The sequence below is a fragment of the Streptomyces sp. NPDC001157 genome (genome assembly GCF_053598255.1).
This window is the reverse complement of sequence record NZ_JBSFJW010000004.1, coordinates 129,050-148,999: the sequence shown is the minus strand read 5'-3', so window position 1 is coordinate 148,999 and position 19,950 is coordinate 129,050. Positions and strand designations below refer to the sequence as shown.

Here is a 19,950-nt window from a genome sequence, read left to right as displayed (position 1 = left end):
GTCATTCCTCCGAGGCGAGACGCCGGACCGTGGCCAGGGCGCCCGCCACGCTTCCCGCGATGTCCGTCACCGGGTACTGCACCTCCCGTACGACCCGCTCCCGGTCCACGATCAGCGTGAGCCGCTTCAGCCGGCTGGCCCCCGCCGCGCGGAACGTCGGCAGCCGCAGTGCGGCGATGAGCGACAGCCCGGCGTCCGACAACAGCGGGAAGTGCAGCCCCTCCTTCTCCGCGAACGCCCGCTGTTCGTCCGGGCGTTGGGTGGAGACACCGTGCACGGCGGCCCCCGCGGCGGTGAACTCGGCGAGCCGGTCGCGATAGGTGCAGGACTCCAGGGTGCAGCCGGGCGTGCCGGGGATGTCCGTCCAGCCCGGCGGGTAGGAGTCGGCGCGGGCGTAGGCGCCGGGGAAGCAGTACAGGACGGTGTACGGGCTGTCGGCGGCGACCGGGTCGAGCAACCCGCCCGTGTGGCCCGGGAGCCGGAGCTCGGGGATCCGTTCGCCGACCAGTTCGTGCACCCGCTGGGCCTCGGCGGACGCCTCGGCGGTCGTGGCCGTCGTGCTCCCGTCGCCCAGGACCCAGGCATCGCCCCAGTCCTGAAGGGCGATCAGGACGGGGAGCAGGGCACGGCCGCGCGGGGTGAGGCGGTACTCGTGGCGGACGGGGCGCTCCTGGTACGGCACCCGGGAGAGCACGTCCGCCTCCACGAGAAGGCGCAACCGCTCGGTCAACACCTTTCTGGACACGCCGAGTTCGGCCTGCAGCTCGTCGAAGCGGTGCACTCCGCGTGCCGCGTCCCGGACGATCAGCAGCGTCCACCAGTCGCCGACCACGTCCAGGGCCTGGGCGATGGCGCAGGTGGCGTCCTCAAGGCTCGTCCTGCGGGCCATGGATTCCCGTCCCTTCGTGCACAGGTCGTGGTTGACCCGAGGTTGTCATGCCTCCATAGTAAGTTCCTAAAAGGAACTCACTGGGGGACGAGTGCGAGGTCTGCGAGAAGTGCCGCGGACGGTCTGGCTGCTGGCCTGCGGGACCTTCGTGAACATGGTCGTGAGCGTGAGCTTCGCCTACACGTTCCTGTATCTGACCGGGCCGAGGGGGCTGGGCACGGGCCAGGCGGGCCTGCTCAGCGGCGTCGCGGGGGCTGGGCTGGTGGCGGGGAACTTCACCGGCGGCTGGTACGGAGACCGGTTCGGGCACCGGCGGGTGCTGCTCGCGGGCGCCGCGGTGTCCGGGCTGGTGCTGGCCGCCGTGCCGCTGCTGCCGACCTCGCTGCTGTTCGCCGCACTGCCGCTGTCCCAGTACGCGTCCGGGGTGCAGCGCGCGGCCAACTCCGCGCTCGTCGCGGTCATCGTGCCCGAGGGGGCGCGGCGGCAGGCGTTCGCCGTGGTGCGGGCCGCGGCGAACGGGGGGTTCACTCTGGGGCCGGTCCTCGGGGCGCTGGTCGCCACCCGCTTCTCGTACGACTGGCTGTACGTCGCCGAGGGGCTCGGGAGCCTGGGGCTGGCGTGCTGGACGGCGCGGGTGGTGCCGGCGCGGGGGGCTGCCGGGCGGGGGCGGGCGGGGCGTGGGGAGCGGCGGGGTGGGGTGTGGGCGGCGCTTCGGGCTCGGCCCGCGGTGTTGGTGCTGCTGCCGGCGATTCTGGTGATCGACGTCGTCTATCGGCAGCAGTACTCCACGTTTCCTCTGTTTCTCGCGGATCACGGGATGGATGCGCGGGTGTACGGGGCGCTGCTCGCGATCAACGGGGGAGTGCTGCTGTGTCTGGAGCTGCCGGTGGCGGTGGTGCTGCGGCGGCTGGCGCCGTTGCGGATCGTGGGGTGCGGGCTGTTGTTGGTGGGTGGGGGATATGGGGTGCTGCTGGTGGGGGCCGGGGTCGGTACGGCGGTGGTGATGATGGGGCTGCTGACCTTGGGGGAGGTGCTGTACAAGACGACTGCCACGGCTTATGTCGCTGATCAGGCGCCGGAGCATGTGCTGGGGCGGTTTCAGTCGCTGTATGCCGGGGTGTCGATCAGTGGGGTGGTGTTGGCTGCGCCGTTGGGTGGGGTGCTGTATGAGGCGGCGCCGGGGGTGTTGTGGCCGGTGTGTGCGGGGGTGGGGGTGGTGGCTGGGGGTGCGGTGCTGTTGGCTGCCGGACGTTCGCCCGCGGCCGCCGGGGTCCTGGGAGGTTCTCGCCCCCGCCGCCCCTACCCGTCCCGTCCCAGGGGCGCTGCCCCTTCGGCCCCGCTGGGAGCTGCGCCCCCAGACCCCCCTTCGGCCTGAACGGCCTCGTCCTCAAACGCCGGACGGGCTGGGTGGGGGCCCGCCCGTTACCTGAGACGGGGGCGCCATCGGTTGGCCTGGGTGGGGTTCGGGCGGTTAGGTTGCCCTCATGACCGACACGACTGCTCCTCGTACCACCGGCGCCGTGGGCGCCGGGCTCGCCACGATCGCCACTGACGGCACTGTTCTCGACACCTGGTTCCCCGCGCCCGTGCTGAGCGAGGAGGCCGGTCCGGCCGGGACCGAGCGGCTGTCTGTGGAGAAGGCCGTGGAGCTGCTCGGGGACGGTGCGGCGAAGGCGATCGGGCCGGACGCCCGCCGGGGCGTCGAGGTCGTCGCGGTGCGCACGGTCATCTCCTCGCTCGACGAGAAGCCGATCGACACGCACGACGCCTACCTGCGGCTGCACCTGCTCTCGCACCGCCTGGTCCAGCCGCACGGCCAGAGCCTGGACGGCATCTTCGGCCTGCTGCCCAACGTCGCCTGGACCTCGCTCGGCCCGGTCGCCGTCGACGAGATCGAGAAGGTGCGGCTCAACGCCCGTGCCGAGGGTCTGCACCTCCAGGTGACCTCTGTCGACAAGTTCCCGCGCATGACGGACTACGTCGCTCCCAAGGGCGTCCGTATCGCCGACGCCGACCGGGTGCGGCTCGGTGCGCACCTCGCCGCGGGCACCACCGTCATGCACGAGGGCTTCGTCAACTTCAACGCCGGCACGCTCGGCACGTCCATGGTCGAGGGCCGTATCTCCGCGGGCGTCGTCATCGGCGACGGCTCCGACATCGGCGGTGGCGCCTCCACCATGGGCACGCTGTCCGGCGGCGGCAACGTCCGCATCACCATCGGCGAGCGCTGCCTGATCGGCGCCGAGGCGGGCGTCGGCATCGCGCTCGGCGACGAGTGCGTCGTCGAGGCCGGGCTGTACGTCACCGCGGGCACCCGCGTGACCATGCCCGACGGGCAGATCGTCAAGGCCCGTGAACTCTCCGGCGCCTCCAATATCCTCTTCCGCCGCAACTCGGTCACCGGCACGGTCGAGGCCCGCCCGAACAACGCGGTCTGGGGCGGTCTGAACGAGATCCTGCACAGCCACAACTGATCACCGGCGGGCGTCGCCGCCGAACTTGCACACCCCAGAGGGGGGCGTAACGTCGTTTATGCCCCTCTTATGGCAGGGTGGCAGTGTTGATCGGGAACGGCGTCGCGGGGCCGGGCACCGGCACCCGCTGGGGTACGGCGAGGCTTCTCGCGTCTCGCCGTACAGGCGTGCCCCGACAGCGCGGTCCGCCGCAGCGCGTGCAGCAGCCAAGGGCGGGATTCATGTGGCCGGACTTCCGGCCGACGCCTTCGGGCACATCCACACGTCGAATCGCGCTGCGAATGAGGCGATTTCTCATGCGACGAAGCGCACTGTTCCTGCTTCCCGCGGCGACGGCGATGACCGCCGTGTCGCTGCTTGCGGGTCCCGCTTACGCGGGCAGTCCGCACTTCATCAAGTCGGATACCACTGTGAGCCGGTCCGATGACACTCTGACCGTCAGCGCCAAGGAGGCCGGGCTCGGCGACGAAGCTCAGATCCATGTCGTCCTGAATGCCACCGCCCTGTGCATCAACGGCGGCGGCAACCACCCGCATGCGGTCAACAAGACGTCCGTCAGCGCTGCCAAGGACACTCCGGTGCAGAACGGCAAGGCCGATTACACACTGTCGGCGACGGCTACCTTCTCGCCGTCGTGCAGCCCGCCGATGACCGTCGAGTTCACCAACGTCTCGGTCACCGACAGCACCAACAACCTCACTCTCAACATCCCCGGCACCTTCTGACGGCGCCGCAGGCATGAGGCCGCCCGTCCAGGTTTCATGCCCTCATGGCCGCCGCGAACTCCGCCAGCGCGGCGAAGTCCTCCTCGCGCAGCCCCCGTCGCGGGCTGACATGGTGCAGGAGCGCGGGGGCCGGGTGGTGTGCGGTCACGTACTCCTCGTCCGCCGGGCTCTGCTCGTCGTCCACCCAGGCGAACGGGCGGCCCTCGGCGTACGCCACGATCGCCTCCGTCTTCCAGTGCACCCCGTCGGGCCGGAGCGCGAACAGGCCCGCCCCGAAGTCGACGTACGGCAGCTCGGGCAGGCCGATGACCGGGGCGATCCAGCGGTTGGCGGCGTCCATCCAGGTCGTGGCCCAGCAGAGGTCGTAGTCCAGGGAGAGGAGCGCCGGGCCGTGGGACGGGTTCAGCCAGACCCGCAGGGGCCGGCCGGGGTGCAGGGCCACCCGGATCGTCGTATAGCCCTCGGGGCGTCGTTCCGGCTGTGCGGCCCACGGGTTGAGCGGGCCGTCGACGTCGAGGAACAGCAGGGGGCGGCTCACAGCAACAACGTACGGAAAAATTCTTCGTCATGGCAGGTGTAGCCGCGGACGGCCGGACACGAAGGTGACGATGAATGCCGAAGGGCCGGACAGCTTCCGCGAGTTCGTGGACAGCAGGTCGTCGGCTCTGGTCAACGACCCGGGACTGAAGTCCGGGGCGGTTGACTGCGCCCCGCGCCGCCACAACTCCCACGCTCTGGCGCGGATGTTGCGGGAGCTGTTCCGAACTGCGTGATCAACGGATCCGCGGTTCCGGCACGCGAACCAGGCCTGAGAGACCCGGTTCGCCTTGTCGAGGTGGCCGCACTCGGCGCAGGTGCGCGAGGTGTACGTCGCGTCTTCTTGACGACATGCTGGGCGGCCTGCGCCCCCAGCCCCCAGCCCCCAGCGGGCCATTTCACGTCCTTCTCGAAAGCTGCGCCGCTGGCCCAGGTCGCCGCTTCGTTGCAGGCGCGTAAGGTCGCCTCAAGTGCCGCCGCCTGCACGGGCGTCGGCAGCAGCCTGACCTGCACCACCAGCTTCACGAGCATCAAACCCACGCACACGTGCGACTGCCCACCGCGTGTTCACCGTGTGTCACCGGCGCGAAACCGAGGTGAAGGGGCAGCAACTGCTTGCCCGGGGTGGGGAGGAGTGGCTGATCGCCCAGGACATCGTCCCGGGCATCAACGAGTTCCACCAGCGGCTGGTGCCGGTGACCATCGGCAGCGACAAGGAGGTGCCGCTCAGCGGTTTCCGCAGGGGCAACGAGGGGGCCGCCGGGCGGTGGGAGCCGCTCTTCGCTCAGCCCTAGCGGTCACTCGGCCGTGAGCTCCTCGTAGGCCGCCAGCAGCCCGTCGACCGCCTCGCGGCCGGCGGGCCGCAGGGGGGCGCGGACGGTTCCCGCGGGCAGGCCGAGTCGGCCGAGGAGCGCCTTCGCGGTGACCGTGCCGGGCAGGCCCGCCGACATCATCAACTCGATGAGCGGCGTGGCGCGTTGCTGGAGGCGGGCGGAGACGGGGGTGTCGCCCGCCTCGAACGCGTCGATGACCGGGCGGAGTTGTTCCGGAACCACGTTCGCGACCGTGCTGATGTAGCCCGCTCCGCCCACCGCGTACAGGGCGAGGTTGTGTTCGTCGCAGCCCGCGTAGTACGCCAACTCCGTTCGGGACAGCACCTTCTGGGCCGCGAGGAAGTCGTAGGAGCAGTCCTTGACCGCCACGATCCGGGGGTGCTCGGCCAGCCGGATCAGCGTGTCCGGTTCGATGCGGGTGCCGGTGCGGGCCGGGATGTCGTACAGCACGACCGGCAGCCCGGAGGCGTCCGCCACCGTCCGGAAGTGCTCCTCCAGTGCGTCCTGCGGGGGCCTGCTGTAGTACGGGCTGACCACCAGCACGCCGTCCGCGCCCGCCTTTTCGGCCTCCCGGGCGAGCTCCACGGTGTGCCGGGTGTCGAAGGTGCCGACGCCCGCCACGACCGAGGCCCGGCCGCCCACCGCCTCCCGGACCGCCTCGACCAGCGCCGCCTTCTCGGCGTCCGTGGTGGTCGGCGACTCGCCCGTCGTACCGGAGAGCACCAGACCGTCGCACCCCCGGGAGACCAGGTGGTCGGCGAGCCGCTGCGCCCCGTCGAGATCGAGTGCGCCCTCCTCGGTGAAGGGGGTGATCATCGCGCAGAGCGCACGGCCGAAGGGAGCGGGGGCGTCAGTTGTCATGTTCTCAGTCTCGGCGGGCCGACAGTGAAGCTCCACTTAATTCTTCTACGAGATATTGATAAGCGTTGCTGTGCTGCGGCAGGCGAGAAGCCATGTCCGTCCAGGCCCTATGTCCATTTCGCCCGCCATGGGTCAGCATGGTCGTGACGGTCATCGGCATCGGCCCATGGAGGCGTCATGAAGCTCGGCAAGGCACTGGCCACCGGAGTCGCGGAGGAACAGCCGCGCATCCATGAGGAAGAGCTCGAACTGCCGGAGGAGACCCAGGACGTCGAGGCGTCCGCGCGCGAAGAGGTTCCGGCGGCCCGATGAGAGTGCGGCTTCCGGAGGAACGCCCGACGGAGCCGCCGACCGGATACAAGATCGCCCACCCGGTGCTGTCCCAGGACGGCACCCGGGCCGGGTTCACCGGTGTGTCGCTGGGCGGCGCGCTGCCGTACGGAGTCCTGGCCGACGCGTCCTGTGTCTACGGTCTGCGCCACCGGGCACCGCACCGCCGCTGCGACTGCGGCTTCCACTGCGTGCACGACCGCACGGCGGCCGAGGCGCTGCTGTGCACGGCCGAGCACCGGGCGGCCGTCCTGCTGGAGGTCCTGGTTCTCGGCCGCTACATCCGCTTCGAGCGCGGCTTCCGCTATGCCCGCCAGCGGGTGCGGACCGCCACGGTCGGCCCCTGCGTGTGCGGCACGGTCGCCGCCGCCCTGGCCGACGCGGGCTGGGGCCGGCCCGGCTGGCGTGCGCTGGCCCCCTCGTGCGCGGGCTGCGTCCGCGGCCGTACGTCCGTCTCGCTCGCTGCCTTTGCGCGGCTGGCCGGGGAGGGACTGCGGGTGGTGGCGGGCAGCGGCGCCGCACTGCCGACGGGGGACCTCGCGGTGCCCGAGGGGCTCGGGGTGCCCGAACTCGTCGCCGAGGCAGCCCTGTTGCAGGCCCGCCTCGACTGGTTCCAGACCCAGCTCGGCCGGCTCGGCGAGCGCGGGCCGGGCGGTGGCCGACAGGGGTAGCGGAGGTCGACAGGGGTACCCGGGGGGCTCCGAACGGAGGAAGCCGAGAGGGACGCGAGAGGAGGCGACCCCATGACCGGGACCATGCACCCCCAGCCGGTGCGCGACGGTCACCACTCGGTGGGCGAGCTCGTCGGACAGGCCACCGAACAGCTTTCCCGGCTCGTACGACAGGAAGTGGCCCTCGCCAAGGAGGAGTTGTCCGCCAAGGGCCGGCGTGCCGGGCGCGGCGGCGGACTGCTCGGCGCCGCGGGCGCCTTCGCCTACGCCGGGCTGCTCGCTCTGGCCGGCACGGGCGTCGCCGCTCTCTCGCTGGTGCTGTCGGTCTGGGCTGCGGCGCTCATCGTGACCGGTGTGCTGTTCGTGATCGCGGGCGTGCTGGCCGTGACCGGCCGCGCCCAGCTGCGCCGCGCCGCACCGCCGACGCCCGAGGAGACCCTCGGCAGCGTCCGTGCCGATGTCGAGGAGATCAGGGAAAGGGTGCACCGATGACGGACAGGGCAGGGCCTTCCGGCGCCAAGGGGCCCGATGAGCTGAGGCGGCAGATCGAGCAGACGCGCAGTCAACTCGGCGCAACTGTGGAGGAGTTGGCGGAGAAGATGGATGTGAAGGGACGCGCGCGGGCCCGGGCGGCCGACCTGAAGGACAAGGCGAGCGCCATGACCGTGCAGCTGCGCAGCACGGCCGCGCAGGCCGGCCATGCGGTCCAGGACCGGGCCACGCAGACCGGCCACAAGGTGCACGACCGGGCCATGCAGGCGGGTCACCAGGTGCACGACCGGGCCACGCAGGCAGGCCACCAGGTGCACGACAGGGCGACGAGCGCCGGTCACCAGGTGCACGACCGGGCTCTGACGGCGGGCCACGCCGCCCAGGACAGGGCCACCCGGACCGGACACACGCTGGAGCACAGGGCCGAACACGACATGCCCTGGCCCGCCGGCCCCGTCGTCAGGGCGGCGGTACGGCATCCGCGGCCCGCGCTGGTCATCGGAGCGGCGCTGGTCGTTGTCGTGGTGGTGGGCTGGAGGTACCCCAAGCGGTAACAGGACCACCGTCCTGCCACTTGCCCTGACACCGTCCCACCGAAAATCTCAGTCTTCTGGACAAAAAAAGTTTTCGGTGGGACGGTGGACGCATGCTGGACGTGACCGTCATCGAGGACCCCGAGGCCGCCGCCGTCTCCCTGGACCCCACAAGGGCCGCGCTGCTCGCCGAGCTGGCGGCCGGACCCGCGTCGGCGGCGATGCTCGCCGGCCGGGTCGGCCTGCCGCGGCAGAAGGTGAACTACCACCTCAAGGCGCTGGAGCGGCACGGCCTGGTCGAGCTGGCCGGGGAGCGCCGCAAGGGCAATGTCACCGAGCGGCTGATGCAGGCCACCGCGGCCTCGTACGTCATCTCGCCGCTCGCGCTCGCCGCCGTGCAGCCCGACCCGGACCGCTTCCGGGATCAGCTGTCCGCGCGGTGGCTGCTGGCGCTCGGTGCCCGGCTCGTGCGGGACGTCGGCTCGCTGATCACCGGTGCCGCGAAGGCCCGTAAACGGCTGGCCACGTATGCGCTCGACGGCGAGGTGCGCTTCGCCTCCGCGGCCGAACGGGCCGCGTTCGTCCAGGAGTTGACGGCGGGCGTCACCGCTCTGATCCGCAAGTACGACGCGCCCGACGCCGAAGGCGGACGCGACCACCGGATCGTCGTGGCCGTCCATCCCACCCTCAAGGCAACCGAGCAGGACTAGTCAGGAGCCCACCATGTCCAAGGAATTCGAGATCGCCAGAGAGTTCGAGGTCGACGCCACTCCGGAGGAGGTGTGGGAGGCGATCACCACCGGAACCGGTGGATATCTGTGGCCGATGGAGCCGCCGGAGCCCCGGGTCGGCGGCACGGGACCCTTCGGGTCCAAGGTCGTCGCCTGGGACCCGCCGCACCGCTACACGAACCGCGTCGAGGACGTCGAAGGCATCACCGAGCAGACGCTCAACCAGCTGGACTACACGATCGAGCCGCGCGACGAGGGCCGTCGGGCGTGGGTGCGATACGTGCACAGCGGCATCTTCGTCGACGACTGGGACAACCAGTACGACGGCGCTGCCAAGCACACCGACTTCTATCTGCACACCCTGCGCGAGTACCTGGTGCACTTCGCGCCGCGGCCGGCCGCCTTCGCCACCTTCGACGGGCCCGACGCGTCGAAGGCCGCCGACGCCCTCGCCGTCGTCGGGCGGGCGCTCGGTGTCGGCGATGACGTGGCTGCCGGCACCCGGGTGACGGTCCGAGGGCCCGACGAGTTCGACGCCGTGGTCGACTTCCGCAACCCGTACTTCATCGGGCTGCGCACGGACCGCGGCCTCACCCGCATCTTCGGACGCAACCACTGGGGTCACCCGGTCGGCATCTCCCTGCACGACTTCACCCCGGACGCCGACATCAAGGAGTGCGAGGCCGCCTGGCAGGACTGGCTGAACGGCGTGTTCAGCCAGTCCTGAGCGGGGCCGGGCCCGTTACGGGCGGAAGCGCAGCACCTGCGGGTCGTGGTCGCTGATCTGGTCGTTGAACTCCGAGTTGACGTGCACGCTGTCGTACTCGAAGTCGCAGGACCGCCGGATCGACGGGCTGATCAGGATCTGGTCCAGGACCTGCTGGTTGCCCTGGTAGTCGTAGGTGTAACGCTCGCTCTTCGGCAGCGACTTGATCGCCGACCAGAGCTCGCCGTCACCCTCCAGGATCTTGGCGGTGTCGGAGAACTCGAAGTCGTTCATGTCGCCGAGCGCGACGACGTCCGCGTTCTTCTGGACGTCCAGGATGCTCTTGACGAACGCGTTGACCAGCGTCGCCTGGGCGTGGCGCTGGGTCTCCGAGCTGCGGGTCGGGGGCTGGTACTGCGAGGTCAGCCCCTGGTCGCCGCCCTTGGAGTTCAGGTGGTTGGCGATCACGAAGACCGTGCGGCCACGGAAGACGAACTCGCCGGCCAGCGGCTTGCGGCTGGACTTCCAGGCGACGTCGGAGGGGTCGATGCGGCCGGGGGAGGCCGTCAGCTGCGCCTTGCCGTTCACCTTGGTGACACCGACGGCCGTGGTGGAGTCGCCGCCCGCGCGGTCCACGAAGGAGACGCGCTCAGGGTTGAACAGGAACACCTGGCGGATGTTGCCGCCGGGCTCGCCGCCGTCCTGGTCGTTGACCGGGTTGATCGAGCGCCAGTCGTACTTGGGGCCGCCGGCCGCGACGATCGCGTCGATCAGCTTGTTCACCGTCACGTCGGCGGCGACCGTGCCGTCGTCCGTGGCGCCGTTGTTGTCCTGGATCTCCTCCAGGGACACGATGTCGGGCGACTGCAGGTTGTTCACGATCGCGGCGGCGTGCGCGTCGAAGGTCTTGTCGGACGGGTCGAGGTTCTCGACGTTGTACGTCGCGACCGCCAGCTCGCCGCGCGACTGCTTCTGCGTCGTCTCGCGCTGCAGACCGCCGCTCTTCAGCGTGCCCAACTGGCTCGCGACCAGGGTGTAGCCGCCGAACTGGTTGAAGTCCAGCGGGCCGGCCGTGGTGCCGGTCAGAGTGTCGCCGACGTTCGCCTTGGGGAAGTCGGCCGTCGCGCCCAGCGACTGGATCTGCAGGCGTCCGGTGTTCTGCGACTCGTAGGAGCCGTACAGCGTGCCACCGCGGTGGGTGCGGTGCTCGTGCGGCTTCACGGTGACCCACAGCTCGGAGTACGGGTCGGTCGCGGTGACCACGCGGGCGTCGGCGACCTGGACGTTCATGCCCTCCAGGGACTCGTAGTGGTCCAGGGCGTACGTCGAGGGCTGCAGCGTCAGACCGTTGATCGAGCCGCTCGCGGCGGTGTCGCCCGCCGGGGTGTAGAGCGCGGGCACCGACTTCGCGTCGATCACCGTCGGAGCCGGCACCGCGTTGCCGGTGGAGACGGTGGTGATCGTCGGCTTGGTGATCTCGGTGACCGACTGGTTGCCGGACGAGGCACCGCCCGGCACGTACTCGGAGACCGTGCCGGTGACCGTGACGGAGTCACCGATGGCGGCCTTCGGGGTGGAGCTGGTGAAGACGAATACGCCCTCACTGGTCGCCGGGTTGTCGTCCGGGTTCGGATCCTGGATCCAGAAGCCTTTGGAGGAGCCGTAGGTGCGCACGCCGGTGACAATTCCGGCCACGTCGGCGACCTTCTGGCCGGCGTACGGAGAAATGCGCGTGCTGCCCTGGATGTCATGGATGCGCACGGTGTCGGCATGCGCGGGTGAGGTCAGGGCGACGGCGGACGCCGCGGAACAGACGGCGGCGACGGTGAGCGCGGCGAGACGCGCGGAAGACTTGCTCGGCAACGGGATCCCTCCGGGGACATGCGTGGGTGCCGGGACGAGGGTGGTGCGTGGGACGGTCCGAGGCCGCGACCTGTGGGGCGGTGGCGACGCGCGTAGAAAATACAGTGAACATATGTCCGCTTCATTTCTACGCGCGTCAATCTCCTGTGTACTCCCGCCAGTTGTCAAGGTTTCGGCCATGTACGGACGGGGTCCGGGAGATGAACCGGGCGGCATGGGTGGAAATCCGTCTAGGCTGAGCGTTTGAGTGGTACGACACGCCCGAGGAGAACCAGCCGATGTCAGACAGCTCCCCCCTGCCGCCGGTGCGGCTGCATCCCGAAGCGGAGCTGGCGCGGGACGCGTTGGCCACACCGTTGCTCTCCCGGGCCGCGCGGCTCGCCCGTTGGGCCGGGCCGGACACCCGGGTCGACGCCGGGGGCGGGCTCGTGGAGGAGCAGTTGCCGGCCGCCGCCGAACAGCTCGGGCTGAGCGGGGACGACGCCGCGGCCCTCGCGAGCGAGGCCTGGCGGGTCGCCGTGGACACCGGACTCGTCGAGATCGTCGACTCCGAGGACTCCGAGGACGAGGACACCGTCACCGCCGGACAGGACCTGGCACTGCTCACCCAGGGCTCGCCGCACGAGGTGCTGGCCGTGTGGCAGGAGGCCCTGGAGACGGTGCTCGCCGACGCGAGCGTCCCCGACCTGGACGACCTGGAAGGCGCCCTCGACGAGACCGGCGAGATCGACTTCTCCCGGCTGGAGTGGGACCCCGAGGCGGAGGCCGAGTTCCTCGACGGTGTCCTCGGCAACCTCTACCTGCTCACCGTCAGCGAGGACGGCCCCGGCGACGGACCCGTCCCGCTGCCCGCCCTCGCCGCGTCGATGATCGTGCCCAGCGACATGGGGGAACCCACCAACGACGTCCTGGAGCAGGTCTCCGACGCGATGATGCGGCTCGACGACCAGTTCCGGCTGCTGGAGCCGGTGGGACTCGTCGAGTACCAGCCGGTCGACGAGGCGCTGATGGCGGAGCCCGACGACGCTGCCGCGGAACCCGCCGCCCGGGCCGACGACACCGACGTCTCGCGCTACGGCATGGTGCGGCTGACCCCGCTCGGCCTGTACGGGCTGCGGGCACGGCTGCTGGAGGCCGGGCTCACGGCGCCCGCGGTCGGCGACCTCGTGGACAAGGGCGCCGACGCGCTGCTCGACGGCACGGCCACCTTCCCCCAGGCCGCGGCACAGGCCGAGACGGAACAGTGGCTGGCCCGCCGCGAACCCCTCGCCGCCGCACGGGAGTTGCTGGCGGCGGCCCGCGGTCTGGACGCGGGCGCGCCCCTGCGCCGGCTGCGCTGCCAGCAGGCGCTGTCCCTCGTCGGCGCCGAGGCCGAACCCGCACTGCGCGAAGTCCTCGACGACCCGGAGCTGGGGGGCCTCGCCCGGGTCTGGCTGACCGAGCACGGCGCACCGGACGTGCCCGCGCCGTCCGAGGCGATGATCTTCTGGCTGACCATCGACACGATTGCCGCGCAGCTGGCTGCGGAGGGGAACTCCGAGGAGCTGCGGGCGCTGGTGCAGGGGTTGGCCGCTCAGCACGGCGGGTTCTTCGCGGCGGCTTGGCGGGTCGACCATCCTGCCACGGCGGATGTGCTGGAGGCGATGGGGCGGCTGCATCCGGACAAGCGGATTGCGAAGGAAGCGCGGAAGGCCGCGTTCAAGGCGCGGTCGCAGCACGGGGGTTGAGCTGCGCGCTCCGCTCCGCGGGTTGTGCCGCGATGGGTAGTTGGTTGTCTGCGGGCCTCGTCGTGGCTGGTCGCGCAGTTCCCCGCGCCCCTTGAAGGGGCGCAGGGAACGTAACGCCTAGCAGTGGTAGACCGTCGTGTGCTTGAAGGACGACGTCGCTCCGTTGAAGCCGTACGTTCCGCGGTACGCGGGCGGGTTCTGGTACTCGCCCACGATGGTGACCGTCGTGGTGCCGTTGTGCTGCTTGGCGTCCAGGCGGATGGTGTCGCCGATGAAGCCGCCCGTGATGTTCCAGGGCGGACTGGCGATGGTGCCCGTGATCTGGCCGCCGAGGACGACGTACGGATGGGTGTTGGGGTTGTACTTCACCTCCAGCTCCCAGGTGACCGTCGCCCCGTTGTGCAGCTCCAGCTTGGCCGTGGCGGACACAGCCTCCGGCGACACCTCCTGCTGCCCCGCGAACGCCTCGTCGCGCGTCTTGACCTCGGCGCCCTGAGCGTTGTGGAAGCGGTGCTCCACCGACGCCGCGGGCCTCTGCCTGCGTGCCTGTGTGGTCATGGGAACGAGCCTTTCCTCGTACGGAAATCGATCGACCGTCAGGCCAGTTGCTCGGCGACCTCGATGCGCAGCAGCGCGCGGACGTTCTCGACGTGGTTGGCGATCGTGACGGTGGACGAACCCGCGAACAGCAAGCCCACCGCGACGTTGTCCAGCGAGGTGACCAGGGAGCCCGAGTCGCCGCCCGCCGAGATGTTCGTCGTGAGGATCTGGTCCTTGAAGCGGGCCGTGCCCGCCGTGCCGTAGTTGACGTCGATCGTCGCGTCGACCGCCATGATCCGGCCGAAACTGATGTTGGTCGTCCGGCCCGTCTTCTTCACCAGGTCGCCGACCGCGACATTGGCCTTGCGTCGCCAGGCGCGCGGGGCCCCGCTGAAGTACTGCTCACGGGTGGCGTCCTGGAACTCCACCGCGCCGAGCGCGCAGTCCACCACGTTGTTCTGCCGGTCCAGGGGGATCTGCGGCGCGAACTGGATGGTGATGAAGCGGTCCAGCGTCGCGATCCGGTCCGCCGGGTCCGTGCCGCCGTCGAAGACACCCGGCTGCACGATCGGGCTGCCCAGCTGCGCCCGGTTGGAGTCAGCCAGCACATGGTTGTTGGAGAGCACGTAGAACTTCGCGGGCGTGCCGAGGCCGGGGCCCGGTGGGTCGACCGTCGCGCCCGGCAGGAAGTCGTACACCACGCTGCCCAGCGTGCCCGCCGTCACCCGCACGTTGCCCACCGAGAAGCCCGAAGGGCACGGCCGCATACGGCGCTTGAGGATCTGCGGCTCGAACGCCGCCGGAGCACCGCTCAGTTCCTCGAGCAACGGCTGGGTCAGACGCGCCAGTTGGTCCTCGACGCCGCCGTCGGGCCCGTACGCCGTCCCGCGCCGCTCCTCACGGCGCGGGCCCGTCTGCCGCTGCTGGCGCTGCGCGGCGACATGGCCGACCGCCACCACGTCCGTGGGCGTCCCGTCGTCCATCCGGTACGGCACCACGTCCCGCTCCGGCAGCATCGACTCCGGGACCTTCTGCGTCACGAACACCAACACGGCCTCCTGGCCGGTGGGTTCACCGCCGCTCCACTTCACGCCGTGGCCGAAGCCGACCACGTTCGCCAGCGGCTGCTCGCGGCGCAGGAAGTCCGACAGCGCCTGCTGCCGGGAACTGTCGCTGAGCTGTCCGCCGGTCGGTCCTCGCATCAGTTCGGGCTGGCTCGTCACGGCCAGACCACCTTCTTCCGCGGTGTCACGGTGATTCCGGGACCGCGGCTACTCCTGCGCCCAGACCTCGCCGATCGCGAGTACGCGCACGGGTACGCCCTCAAGTTCCTCCGGAACCACGTCCTCGTCCCTGAGCCGGTCCCGGGGCACCTTGCGGGTCACGAAGACGATGATGACGTCCCGGCCCGTGGCCTCGTCCTTCCCGGTTCCGACCCCCGTCACGTTGGGCAGGCCCATCAGCCGGCCCTCATGGAGGCTGCGCGCACGACGTGCGTCCACTTCGGCTCGCCTCCCCCGGGTTCTCCAGGCAACTGGGTGTCTATTGCCGTGGACACCGGCGGTCAAGGTGTCCTGCCTTAAATCATGGGATCGGTGACGATAAGCGTCATTGGACCTTCCTTACGAAGATTCGTCTGACCAATTACCCGGACACCAGAGTTTTTTGAGTCCCGTGGTCCTATGCGTACGGATTCATGGAAGCGAGCCTGCAGGCGTCGCCCGGTGTTCAACTCCCGTTCAGGCGTGGGCGGGACGGTGGCGCCGACCGAGGTCCGCCACCCTCCACGGCACGCCCACCGTCACAGGAGACACCATGTCGCTCACCCGCAGGGACTTCGCCAGAAAATCCGCGATCACCGGTGCCGGTGTCGCGCTGGCGGGCAGCGTCGGCGCCCTCGCCACCGCCCCCAATGCCCTTGCGTCAACGGACAGCGAGGACGCCGACGGGGAGTCCGCCGGCGCACACGGCGGCGTCGGCTACGGACCGCTGGTTCCCGACCCGGACGGCATCCTCGCCCTCCCCGCAGGCTTCAAGTACCGCATCATCACCTACAGCGGCAGGACCAAGCTGGAGTCGGGCGAGTTCACCCCCTCCAACCACGACGGCACCTCCACCTTCGACGGCCCCCGCGGCGCCACCCTCCTCGTCAACAACCACGAGCTGAAGGGCCCGCGCGCCAACTGGCCGCACCCCGTGCCGCTCACCGAGGGCCTCGTCTACGACCCCGCCGCATCCGGCGGCTGCACGGTCGTCGAGGTGCGCCGCGACCACGTCGCCGAGTGGGTCGGCATCGCCGGCACCTCCACCAACTGCGCGGGCGGCAACACCCCTTGGGGCACCTGGCTCACCTGCGAGGAGACCGAGGACAAGGCCGGCCAGAACGGCATGACCAAGGACCACGGCTACGTCTTCGAGGTCGACCCCGCCGACCGCCGCGCCAACCGTGACCCCAAGCCCATCAAGGCGCTGGGCCGGTACGCCCATGAGGCGGTCGTGGTCGACCCCAGGCGCGGCCACCTCTACCTGACCGAGGACGCGGCGACCCCCAACGGCCTGCTCTACCGCTGGACCCCGCCGGAGGGCTTCTGCCACGGCCGCGACAAGCTCCGCACCCTCGCCGACGACGCCGGCGTCCTCCAGGCCTTCAAGTGCTTCGACTCCGGCGGCCAGTTCGTCGACGACCTCTCCCGGGCCACGAGGATCGGCACGGTCTACGGCGTCGACTGGGTGGACGTCCCCGACCGCGACGCGAAGACGACCTCCGTCCGCAAGCAGTTCACCACCGGCCAGGTCACCCGCGCCCGCAAGCTCGAAGGCATGTGGTGGGGCGACGGCGGCGCCTACATCGTCTCCTCCTACGCCCGTGCCGAGAGCCCCGTGCAGCACGACGGCGCCGTCTGGTTCTATGACCCCAAGCGCCGCACCCTGACTCTGAAGGTCCTGCTCGGCGTCAACCCCGACCCCTCCGCGGACGGCAACTTCGACGGCCCGGACAACATCACCGTCTCCCCGTACGGCGGCCTGGTCATCGCGGAGGACGGCGAGGGCCTTCAGCACCTCTTCGGCGCGACGGACAGCGGCCGCACGTACCCGATCGCCCGCAACGAACTCAACATCGGCACCGAAGAGAAGCCTGAATACAGCGAGTTCACGGGTGTCACCTTCTCGCCCGACGGCAGCACGCTGTTCGCCAACATTCAGGAGCCGGGGATCATGCTGGCGATCACCGGGCCCTGGAAGCGCCAGAAGCGCGGGTAATTAATTCGGTCGCTCGTCCCGCGGTACGCCTCTTAGAGTGATGAACGTCCAGGTGCGAAGGCAGGACCTACTTCCACTCATAATGGGGCGGCCGCGGGTTCGAGTCCCGCCACCGGTACAACGCGCCGGTGTAGCTCAGGGGTTAGAGCACCTACGTCGGTTCCGCCGGCCTTGAACTCTGGACACCACAACTTCATTGCACCTCCCGGTGCGAACCATTTGATCTCGGGGAGGCGCAGCTCAAGGTGGGTGCCCGGTGCGCAGGCAGCGGATACTTCAGGGGACTGGTGGGGGAAAGCCCTCATGCGGGTTCGAATCCCGTCATCGACCCGGGTTCGGTGTGGCGGAACGGAAGACGCGCCAGTTGACAAGCACCGCAGCCGAATTCGACCTCGGACACCCTCCTTCTGCTGCGCCTCCCTCCGAAACGGAAACGAATTCGGGGGAATTCACCATGGCGCGATTCAACACCAAGGCTGCGCGGGCGCAGCCCACTTCGCGTGTCACCTCCACGGGCCGCGTGCTCCGTACATACGAGGGCGGCCGCGGCCGTGAGCGGGACGAGCGCTCCGAGCTTTTTCTGCTCGCGATCGCCAACTTCGTGTCGCAGCGGACGTTTTACGAGAGCGGCGCCGACCGCGACGACCGGTTCGCGCGTCTCGTACGGCGGCTCGCCGTCGAGGACCCGACCTGGACCGCCGGTCTGCTGGCCTGGCTGCGCGGGGAGGGCAACATCCGTACGGCCTCGCTCGTCGGCGCCGCCGAGTACGTGAAGGCACGCCTCGACGCGGGTGCCACCGACGGCCCGTCGAACCGCCGGGTCATCGCCTCCGTACTGCAGCGGCCGGACGAGCCCGGCGAACTGCTCGCGTACTGGACCGCGACGTACGGCCGCAGCGTCCCCAAGCCCGTCAAGCGCGGGATCGCCGACGCCGTGCGCCGCCTCTACAGCGGCAAGTCGCTGCTGAAGTACGACACCGCGTCCAAGGGCTACCGCTTCGGCGACATCCTCAACCTGGTGCACGCCGCGCCCGACCCGGACAAGCCGTGGCAGGGCGAGCTGTTCCAGTACGCCCTCGACCGCCGGCACAACCCGGACACCGCGGTGCCGCCGACGTCGAACCGCGTACTGACCGCGCACCGCGAGCTGATGGCGGTGCCGGTGGCCGAGCGGCGCGCGGTCGTGACCTCGCGCCGTGGAGCGGAGCGGCTCGCGGCGGCCGGGATGACCTGGGAGGCGCTGGCCGGGTGGCTCCAGGGGCCCATGGACAAGGCGGCCTGGGAGGCCGTGATCCCGTCCACGGGGGTCATGGCGCTCGTGAGGAACCTGCGGAACTTCGACCAGGCCGGCGTCTCCGACAAGGTCGCGGCCCAGGTGGCCGCACGCATCAGCGACCCGGCGGAGGTCGCGCGCTCGCGGCAGTACCCCTTCCGGTACCTCGCCGCGTACCGGCACGCGCCCTCGCTGCGCTGGTCGTACCCGCTGGAGCAGGCGCTCGGCCACTCGCTGGCCAATGTGCCCGCGCTGCCAGGCCGGACGCTGGTGCTCGTCGACCGTTCCGGCTCGATGTGGGCGCCGCTGTCGGACCGCTCGGAGCTCAACCGGGCCGACGCCGCGGCGATCTTCGGCACGGCGCTCGCACTGCGGGCGGCGGAGGCGGACCTCGTCGAGTTCGGCACGACGAGCCGACGGCTGTCGTTCGACGAGGGCGAGTCGGTGCTGAAGATCCTCGGCCGCTTCGGCGACCTGGGCGGCACCGACACCACCTCGGCGATCCGCGCGCACTACCGGGGGCAGGACCGTGTACTGATCGTCACCGACGAGCAGTACACGTACAGCCGCCACGGCGACCCGACCGAGCAGGTCCCGGCGCATGTGCCGGTGTACACCTGGAACCTCGCCGGCTACCGGGTGGGCCACGGCCCCTCGGGCAAGGCGAACCGGCACACCTTCGGGGGCCTTACGGATGCGGCTTTCCGCATGGTCCCGTTGCTTGAGGCGGCACAGAGTGCCGACTGGCCCTGGGCGGCCTGAGTCGCACGGTCGTGGCCCGCACTTCTACGGGGTGCGGGCCACACCCTTGTCCGTGCCCGGACTGACATCTAACATTTCAGTTCATGGAGGCCATACGACCCGTCGAGCGCACCCTCCTCAGGGACCGCGCCTACGAATCCATCCGGGACGCCATCGTGGCCGGGGAGCTGGAGCCCGGCGCCGTGGTGCGGGACGCCGAGCTCGCCGAGCGGCTCGGGCTGTCCCGGGCGCCGGTACGGCAGGCCTTCTCCCGGCTGGTGGACGAGGGGCTGCTGGAGAGCAAGCCGCAGAGCTATACACGGGTCACCCCGGTCGTCACGGCCGAGGTGCGGGACGCGGCCGCCGTGGTCGGCTCCATGCACGAGCTGGCCACGCGGGTCGCCGTCCCCAGGCTGTTCGCCGCGGACATCCAGGCGATGCGCGCGGCCAACGAGCGGTTCGCCGCGGCCGTCGGCTCGCGGGACGTCGACGGTGCCCTGCGCGCCGACGACGAGCTCCACGACGTGCTCGTGCGCGTCGCCGGCAACTTGGCGGCGGCCGCCACCATCGCCCGCTACACCCCCCTCATCCGCCGACTGGAGCGACGCCGCTTCGGCGAGAGCACCTGCCGCTCGGCCGGCCTGCACGAGCAGCTGATCGACGCCTGCGCGGACGGCGACGTGGCTGAGGCGGTCCGCGTCACCGCGGAGATCTGGCGCACCCTCGCCGACGACCTCGCCGACGGCGACTGATCCCGACCCCG

The 19,950-nt window shown here is 70.6% G+C and carries 22 protein-coding genes; 15 read left to right on the top strand and 7 right to left on the bottom strand.

The window, feature by feature from the left end:
- Nucleotide 1 precedes the first annotated feature (1 nt).
- The gene (locus ACWDAG_RS08995) at nucleotides 2-889 is read right to left on the bottom strand and encodes a winged helix-turn-helix transcriptional regulator (RefSeq protein WP_450694937.1); all 888 of its coding nucleotides are present in this window, start codon (nucleotides 887-889) and stop codon (nucleotides 2-4) included.
- A 100-nt stretch (nucleotides 890-989) separates the two neighbouring features.
- On the opposite strand from ACWDAG_RS08995, the gene ACWDAG_RS08990 reads away from it, so the two are divergent.
- From ACWDAG_RS08990 to ACWDAG_RS08980, 3 genes are all read left to right on the top strand, one after another.
- Nucleotides 990-2,264: an MFS transporter gene (locus ACWDAG_RS08990; RefSeq protein WP_450695188.1), complete on the top strand. Its 1,275-nt coding sequence runs from the start codon at nucleotides 990-992 to the stop codon at nucleotides 2,262-2,264.
- 109 nt (nucleotides 2,265-2,373) lie between these two features.
- Nucleotides 2,374-3,363, top strand: coding sequence for a 2,3,4,5-tetrahydropyridine-2,6-dicarboxylate N-succinyltransferase (gene dapD / locus ACWDAG_RS08985; protein ID WP_450694936.1), 990 nt, complete (start codon nucleotides 2,374-2,376; stop codon nucleotides 3,361-3,363).
- A 296-nt stretch (nucleotides 3,364-3,659) separates the two neighbouring features.
- Nucleotides 3,660-4,088, top strand: a complete 429-nt coding sequence (locus ACWDAG_RS08980) for a hypothetical protein (protein ID WP_450694935.1) — start codon at nucleotides 3,660-3,662, stop codon at nucleotides 4,086-4,088.
- Between the two features lie 34 nt (nucleotides 4,089-4,122).
- Here the strand turns inward: ACWDAG_RS08980 and ACWDAG_RS08975 are convergent, their stop codons facing one another.
- Nucleotides 4,123-4,626 (bottom strand): hypothetical protein, encoded by a 504-nt coding sequence (locus ACWDAG_RS08975; protein ID WP_450694934.1) that lies wholly within the window; start codon nucleotides 4,624-4,626, stop codon nucleotides 4,123-4,125.
- A gap of 70 nt (nucleotides 4,627-4,696) precedes the next feature.
- Here ACWDAG_RS08975 and ACWDAG_RS08970 point away from each other — a divergent pair, with 70 nt between their 5' ends.
- Both ACWDAG_RS08970 and ACWDAG_RS08965 read left to right on the top strand, forming a co-directional pair.
- The gene (locus ACWDAG_RS08970; protein WP_450694933.1) at nucleotides 4,697-4,861 is read left to right on the top strand and encodes a hypothetical protein; all 165 of its coding nucleotides are present in this window, start codon (nucleotides 4,697-4,699) and stop codon (nucleotides 4,859-4,861) included.
- Nucleotides 4,862-5,188: 327 nt separating this feature from the next.
- On the top strand, nucleotides 5,189-5,419 hold the full coding sequence (locus ACWDAG_RS08965; protein WP_450694932.1) for a hypothetical protein: 231 nt from the start codon (nucleotides 5,189-5,191) through the stop codon (nucleotides 5,417-5,419).
- 3 nt (nucleotides 5,420-5,422) lie between these two features.
- On the opposite strand, the gene dapA is transcribed toward ACWDAG_RS08965, so the two are convergent.
- A complete protein-coding gene (gene dapA / locus ACWDAG_RS08960) occupies nucleotides 5,423-6,319 on the bottom strand; it encodes a 4-hydroxy-tetrahydrodipicolinate synthase (protein ID WP_450694931.1) in 897 nt (298 codons plus the stop codon).
- A 177-nt stretch (nucleotides 6,320-6,496) separates the two neighbouring features.
- Between dapA and ACWDAG_RS08955 the strand changes: the two genes are divergently transcribed.
- The 6 genes from ACWDAG_RS08955 to ACWDAG_RS08930 all read left to right on the top strand — a co-directional run bounded on the left by ACWDAG_RS08955 (nucleotide 6,497) and on the right by ACWDAG_RS08930 (nucleotide 9,803).
- Nucleotides 6,497-6,631: a hypothetical protein gene (locus tag ACWDAG_RS08955; protein ID WP_450694930.1), complete on the top strand. Its 135-nt coding sequence runs from the start codon at nucleotides 6,497-6,499 to the stop codon at nucleotides 6,629-6,631.
- Nucleotides 6,628-7,320, top strand: a complete 693-nt coding sequence (locus ACWDAG_RS08950; protein WP_450694929.1) for a hypothetical protein — start codon at nucleotides 6,628-6,630, stop codon at nucleotides 7,318-7,320. The genes ACWDAG_RS08955 and ACWDAG_RS08950 overlap by 4 nt, the downstream gene beginning before the upstream one ends.
- A gap of 72 nt (nucleotides 7,321-7,392) precedes the next feature.
- Nucleotides 7,393-7,812 (top strand): phage holin family protein, encoded by a 420-nt coding sequence (locus tag ACWDAG_RS08945; RefSeq protein ID WP_450694928.1) that lies wholly within the window; start codon nucleotides 7,393-7,395, stop codon nucleotides 7,810-7,812.
- Nucleotides 7,809-8,366, top strand: a complete 558-nt coding sequence (locus ACWDAG_RS08940) for a DUF3618 domain-containing protein (RefSeq protein ID WP_450694927.1) — start codon at nucleotides 7,809-7,811, stop codon at nucleotides 8,364-8,366. The genes ACWDAG_RS08945 and ACWDAG_RS08940 overlap by 4 nt, the downstream gene beginning before the upstream one ends.
- 92 nt (nucleotides 8,367-8,458) lie before the next feature.
- The gene (locus ACWDAG_RS08935) at nucleotides 8,459-9,055 is read left to right on the top strand and encodes an ArsR/SmtB family transcription factor (RefSeq protein WP_450694926.1); all 597 of its coding nucleotides are present in this window, start codon (nucleotides 8,459-8,461) and stop codon (nucleotides 9,053-9,055) included.
- Between the two features lie 13 nt (nucleotides 9,056-9,068).
- The gene (locus ACWDAG_RS08930) at nucleotides 9,069-9,803 is read left to right on the top strand and encodes an SRPBCC family protein (protein WP_450694925.1); all 735 of its coding nucleotides are present in this window, start codon (nucleotides 9,069-9,071) and stop codon (nucleotides 9,801-9,803) included.
- A gap of 15 nt (nucleotides 9,804-9,818) precedes the next feature.
- Here ACWDAG_RS08930 and ACWDAG_RS08925 read toward each other — a convergent pair whose 3' ends face one another.
- The gene (locus ACWDAG_RS08925) at nucleotides 9,819-11,645 is read right to left on the bottom strand and encodes an endonuclease/exonuclease/phosphatase family protein (protein ID WP_450694924.1); all 1,827 of its coding nucleotides are present in this window, start codon (nucleotides 11,643-11,645) and stop codon (nucleotides 9,819-9,821) included.
- Nucleotides 11,646-11,923: 278 nt separating this feature from the next.
- Here ACWDAG_RS08925 and ACWDAG_RS08920 point away from each other — a divergent pair, with 278 nt between their 5' ends.
- The gene (locus ACWDAG_RS08920; protein ID WP_450694923.1) at nucleotides 11,924-13,372 is read left to right on the top strand and encodes a hypothetical protein; all 1,449 of its coding nucleotides are present in this window, start codon (nucleotides 11,924-11,926) and stop codon (nucleotides 13,370-13,372) included.
- Nucleotides 13,373-13,489: 117 nt separating this feature from the next.
- Here ACWDAG_RS08920 and ACWDAG_RS08915 read toward each other — a convergent pair whose 3' ends face one another.
- Genes ACWDAG_RS08915 through ACWDAG_RS08905 form a run of 3 tightly spaced genes read right to left on the bottom strand, consistent with a single transcriptional unit; the run spans nucleotide 13,490 to nucleotide 15,414 of the window.
- Nucleotides 13,490-13,930 (bottom strand): hypothetical protein, encoded by a 441-nt coding sequence (locus tag ACWDAG_RS08915; protein ID WP_450694922.1) that lies wholly within the window; start codon nucleotides 13,928-13,930, stop codon nucleotides 13,490-13,492.
- 38 nt (nucleotides 13,931-13,968) lie between these two features.
- Complete coding sequence (locus ACWDAG_RS08910) at nucleotides 13,969-15,135, bottom strand: hypothetical protein (RefSeq protein ID WP_450694921.1); 1,167 nt, start codon at nucleotides 15,133-15,135, stop codon at nucleotides 13,969-13,971.
- Nucleotides 15,136-15,183: 48 nt separating this feature from the next.
- Nucleotides 15,184-15,414: a hypothetical protein gene (locus ACWDAG_RS08905; protein WP_450694920.1), complete on the bottom strand. Its 231-nt coding sequence runs from the start codon at nucleotides 15,412-15,414 to the stop codon at nucleotides 15,184-15,186.
- A 313-nt stretch (nucleotides 15,415-15,727) separates the two neighbouring features.
- On the opposite strand from ACWDAG_RS08905, the gene ACWDAG_RS08900 reads away from it, so the two are divergent.
- From ACWDAG_RS08900 to ACWDAG_RS08890, 3 genes are all read left to right on the top strand, one after another.
- A complete protein-coding gene (locus ACWDAG_RS08900; protein WP_450694919.1) occupies nucleotides 15,728-17,173 on the top strand; it encodes an alkaline phosphatase PhoX in 1,446 nt (481 codons plus the stop codon).
- A 454-nt stretch (nucleotides 17,174-17,627) separates the two neighbouring features.
- Entirely contained in the window at nucleotides 17,628-19,208 is a 1,581-nt protein-coding gene (locus tag ACWDAG_RS08895) for a TROVE domain-containing protein (RefSeq protein ID WP_450694918.1), read from the top strand.
- Between the two features lie 83 nt (nucleotides 19,209-19,291).
- Entirely contained in the window at nucleotides 19,292-19,939 is a 648-nt protein-coding gene (locus tag ACWDAG_RS08890; protein WP_450694917.1) for a GntR family transcriptional regulator, read from the top strand.
- Nucleotides 19,940-19,950: the final 11 nt, after the last annotated feature.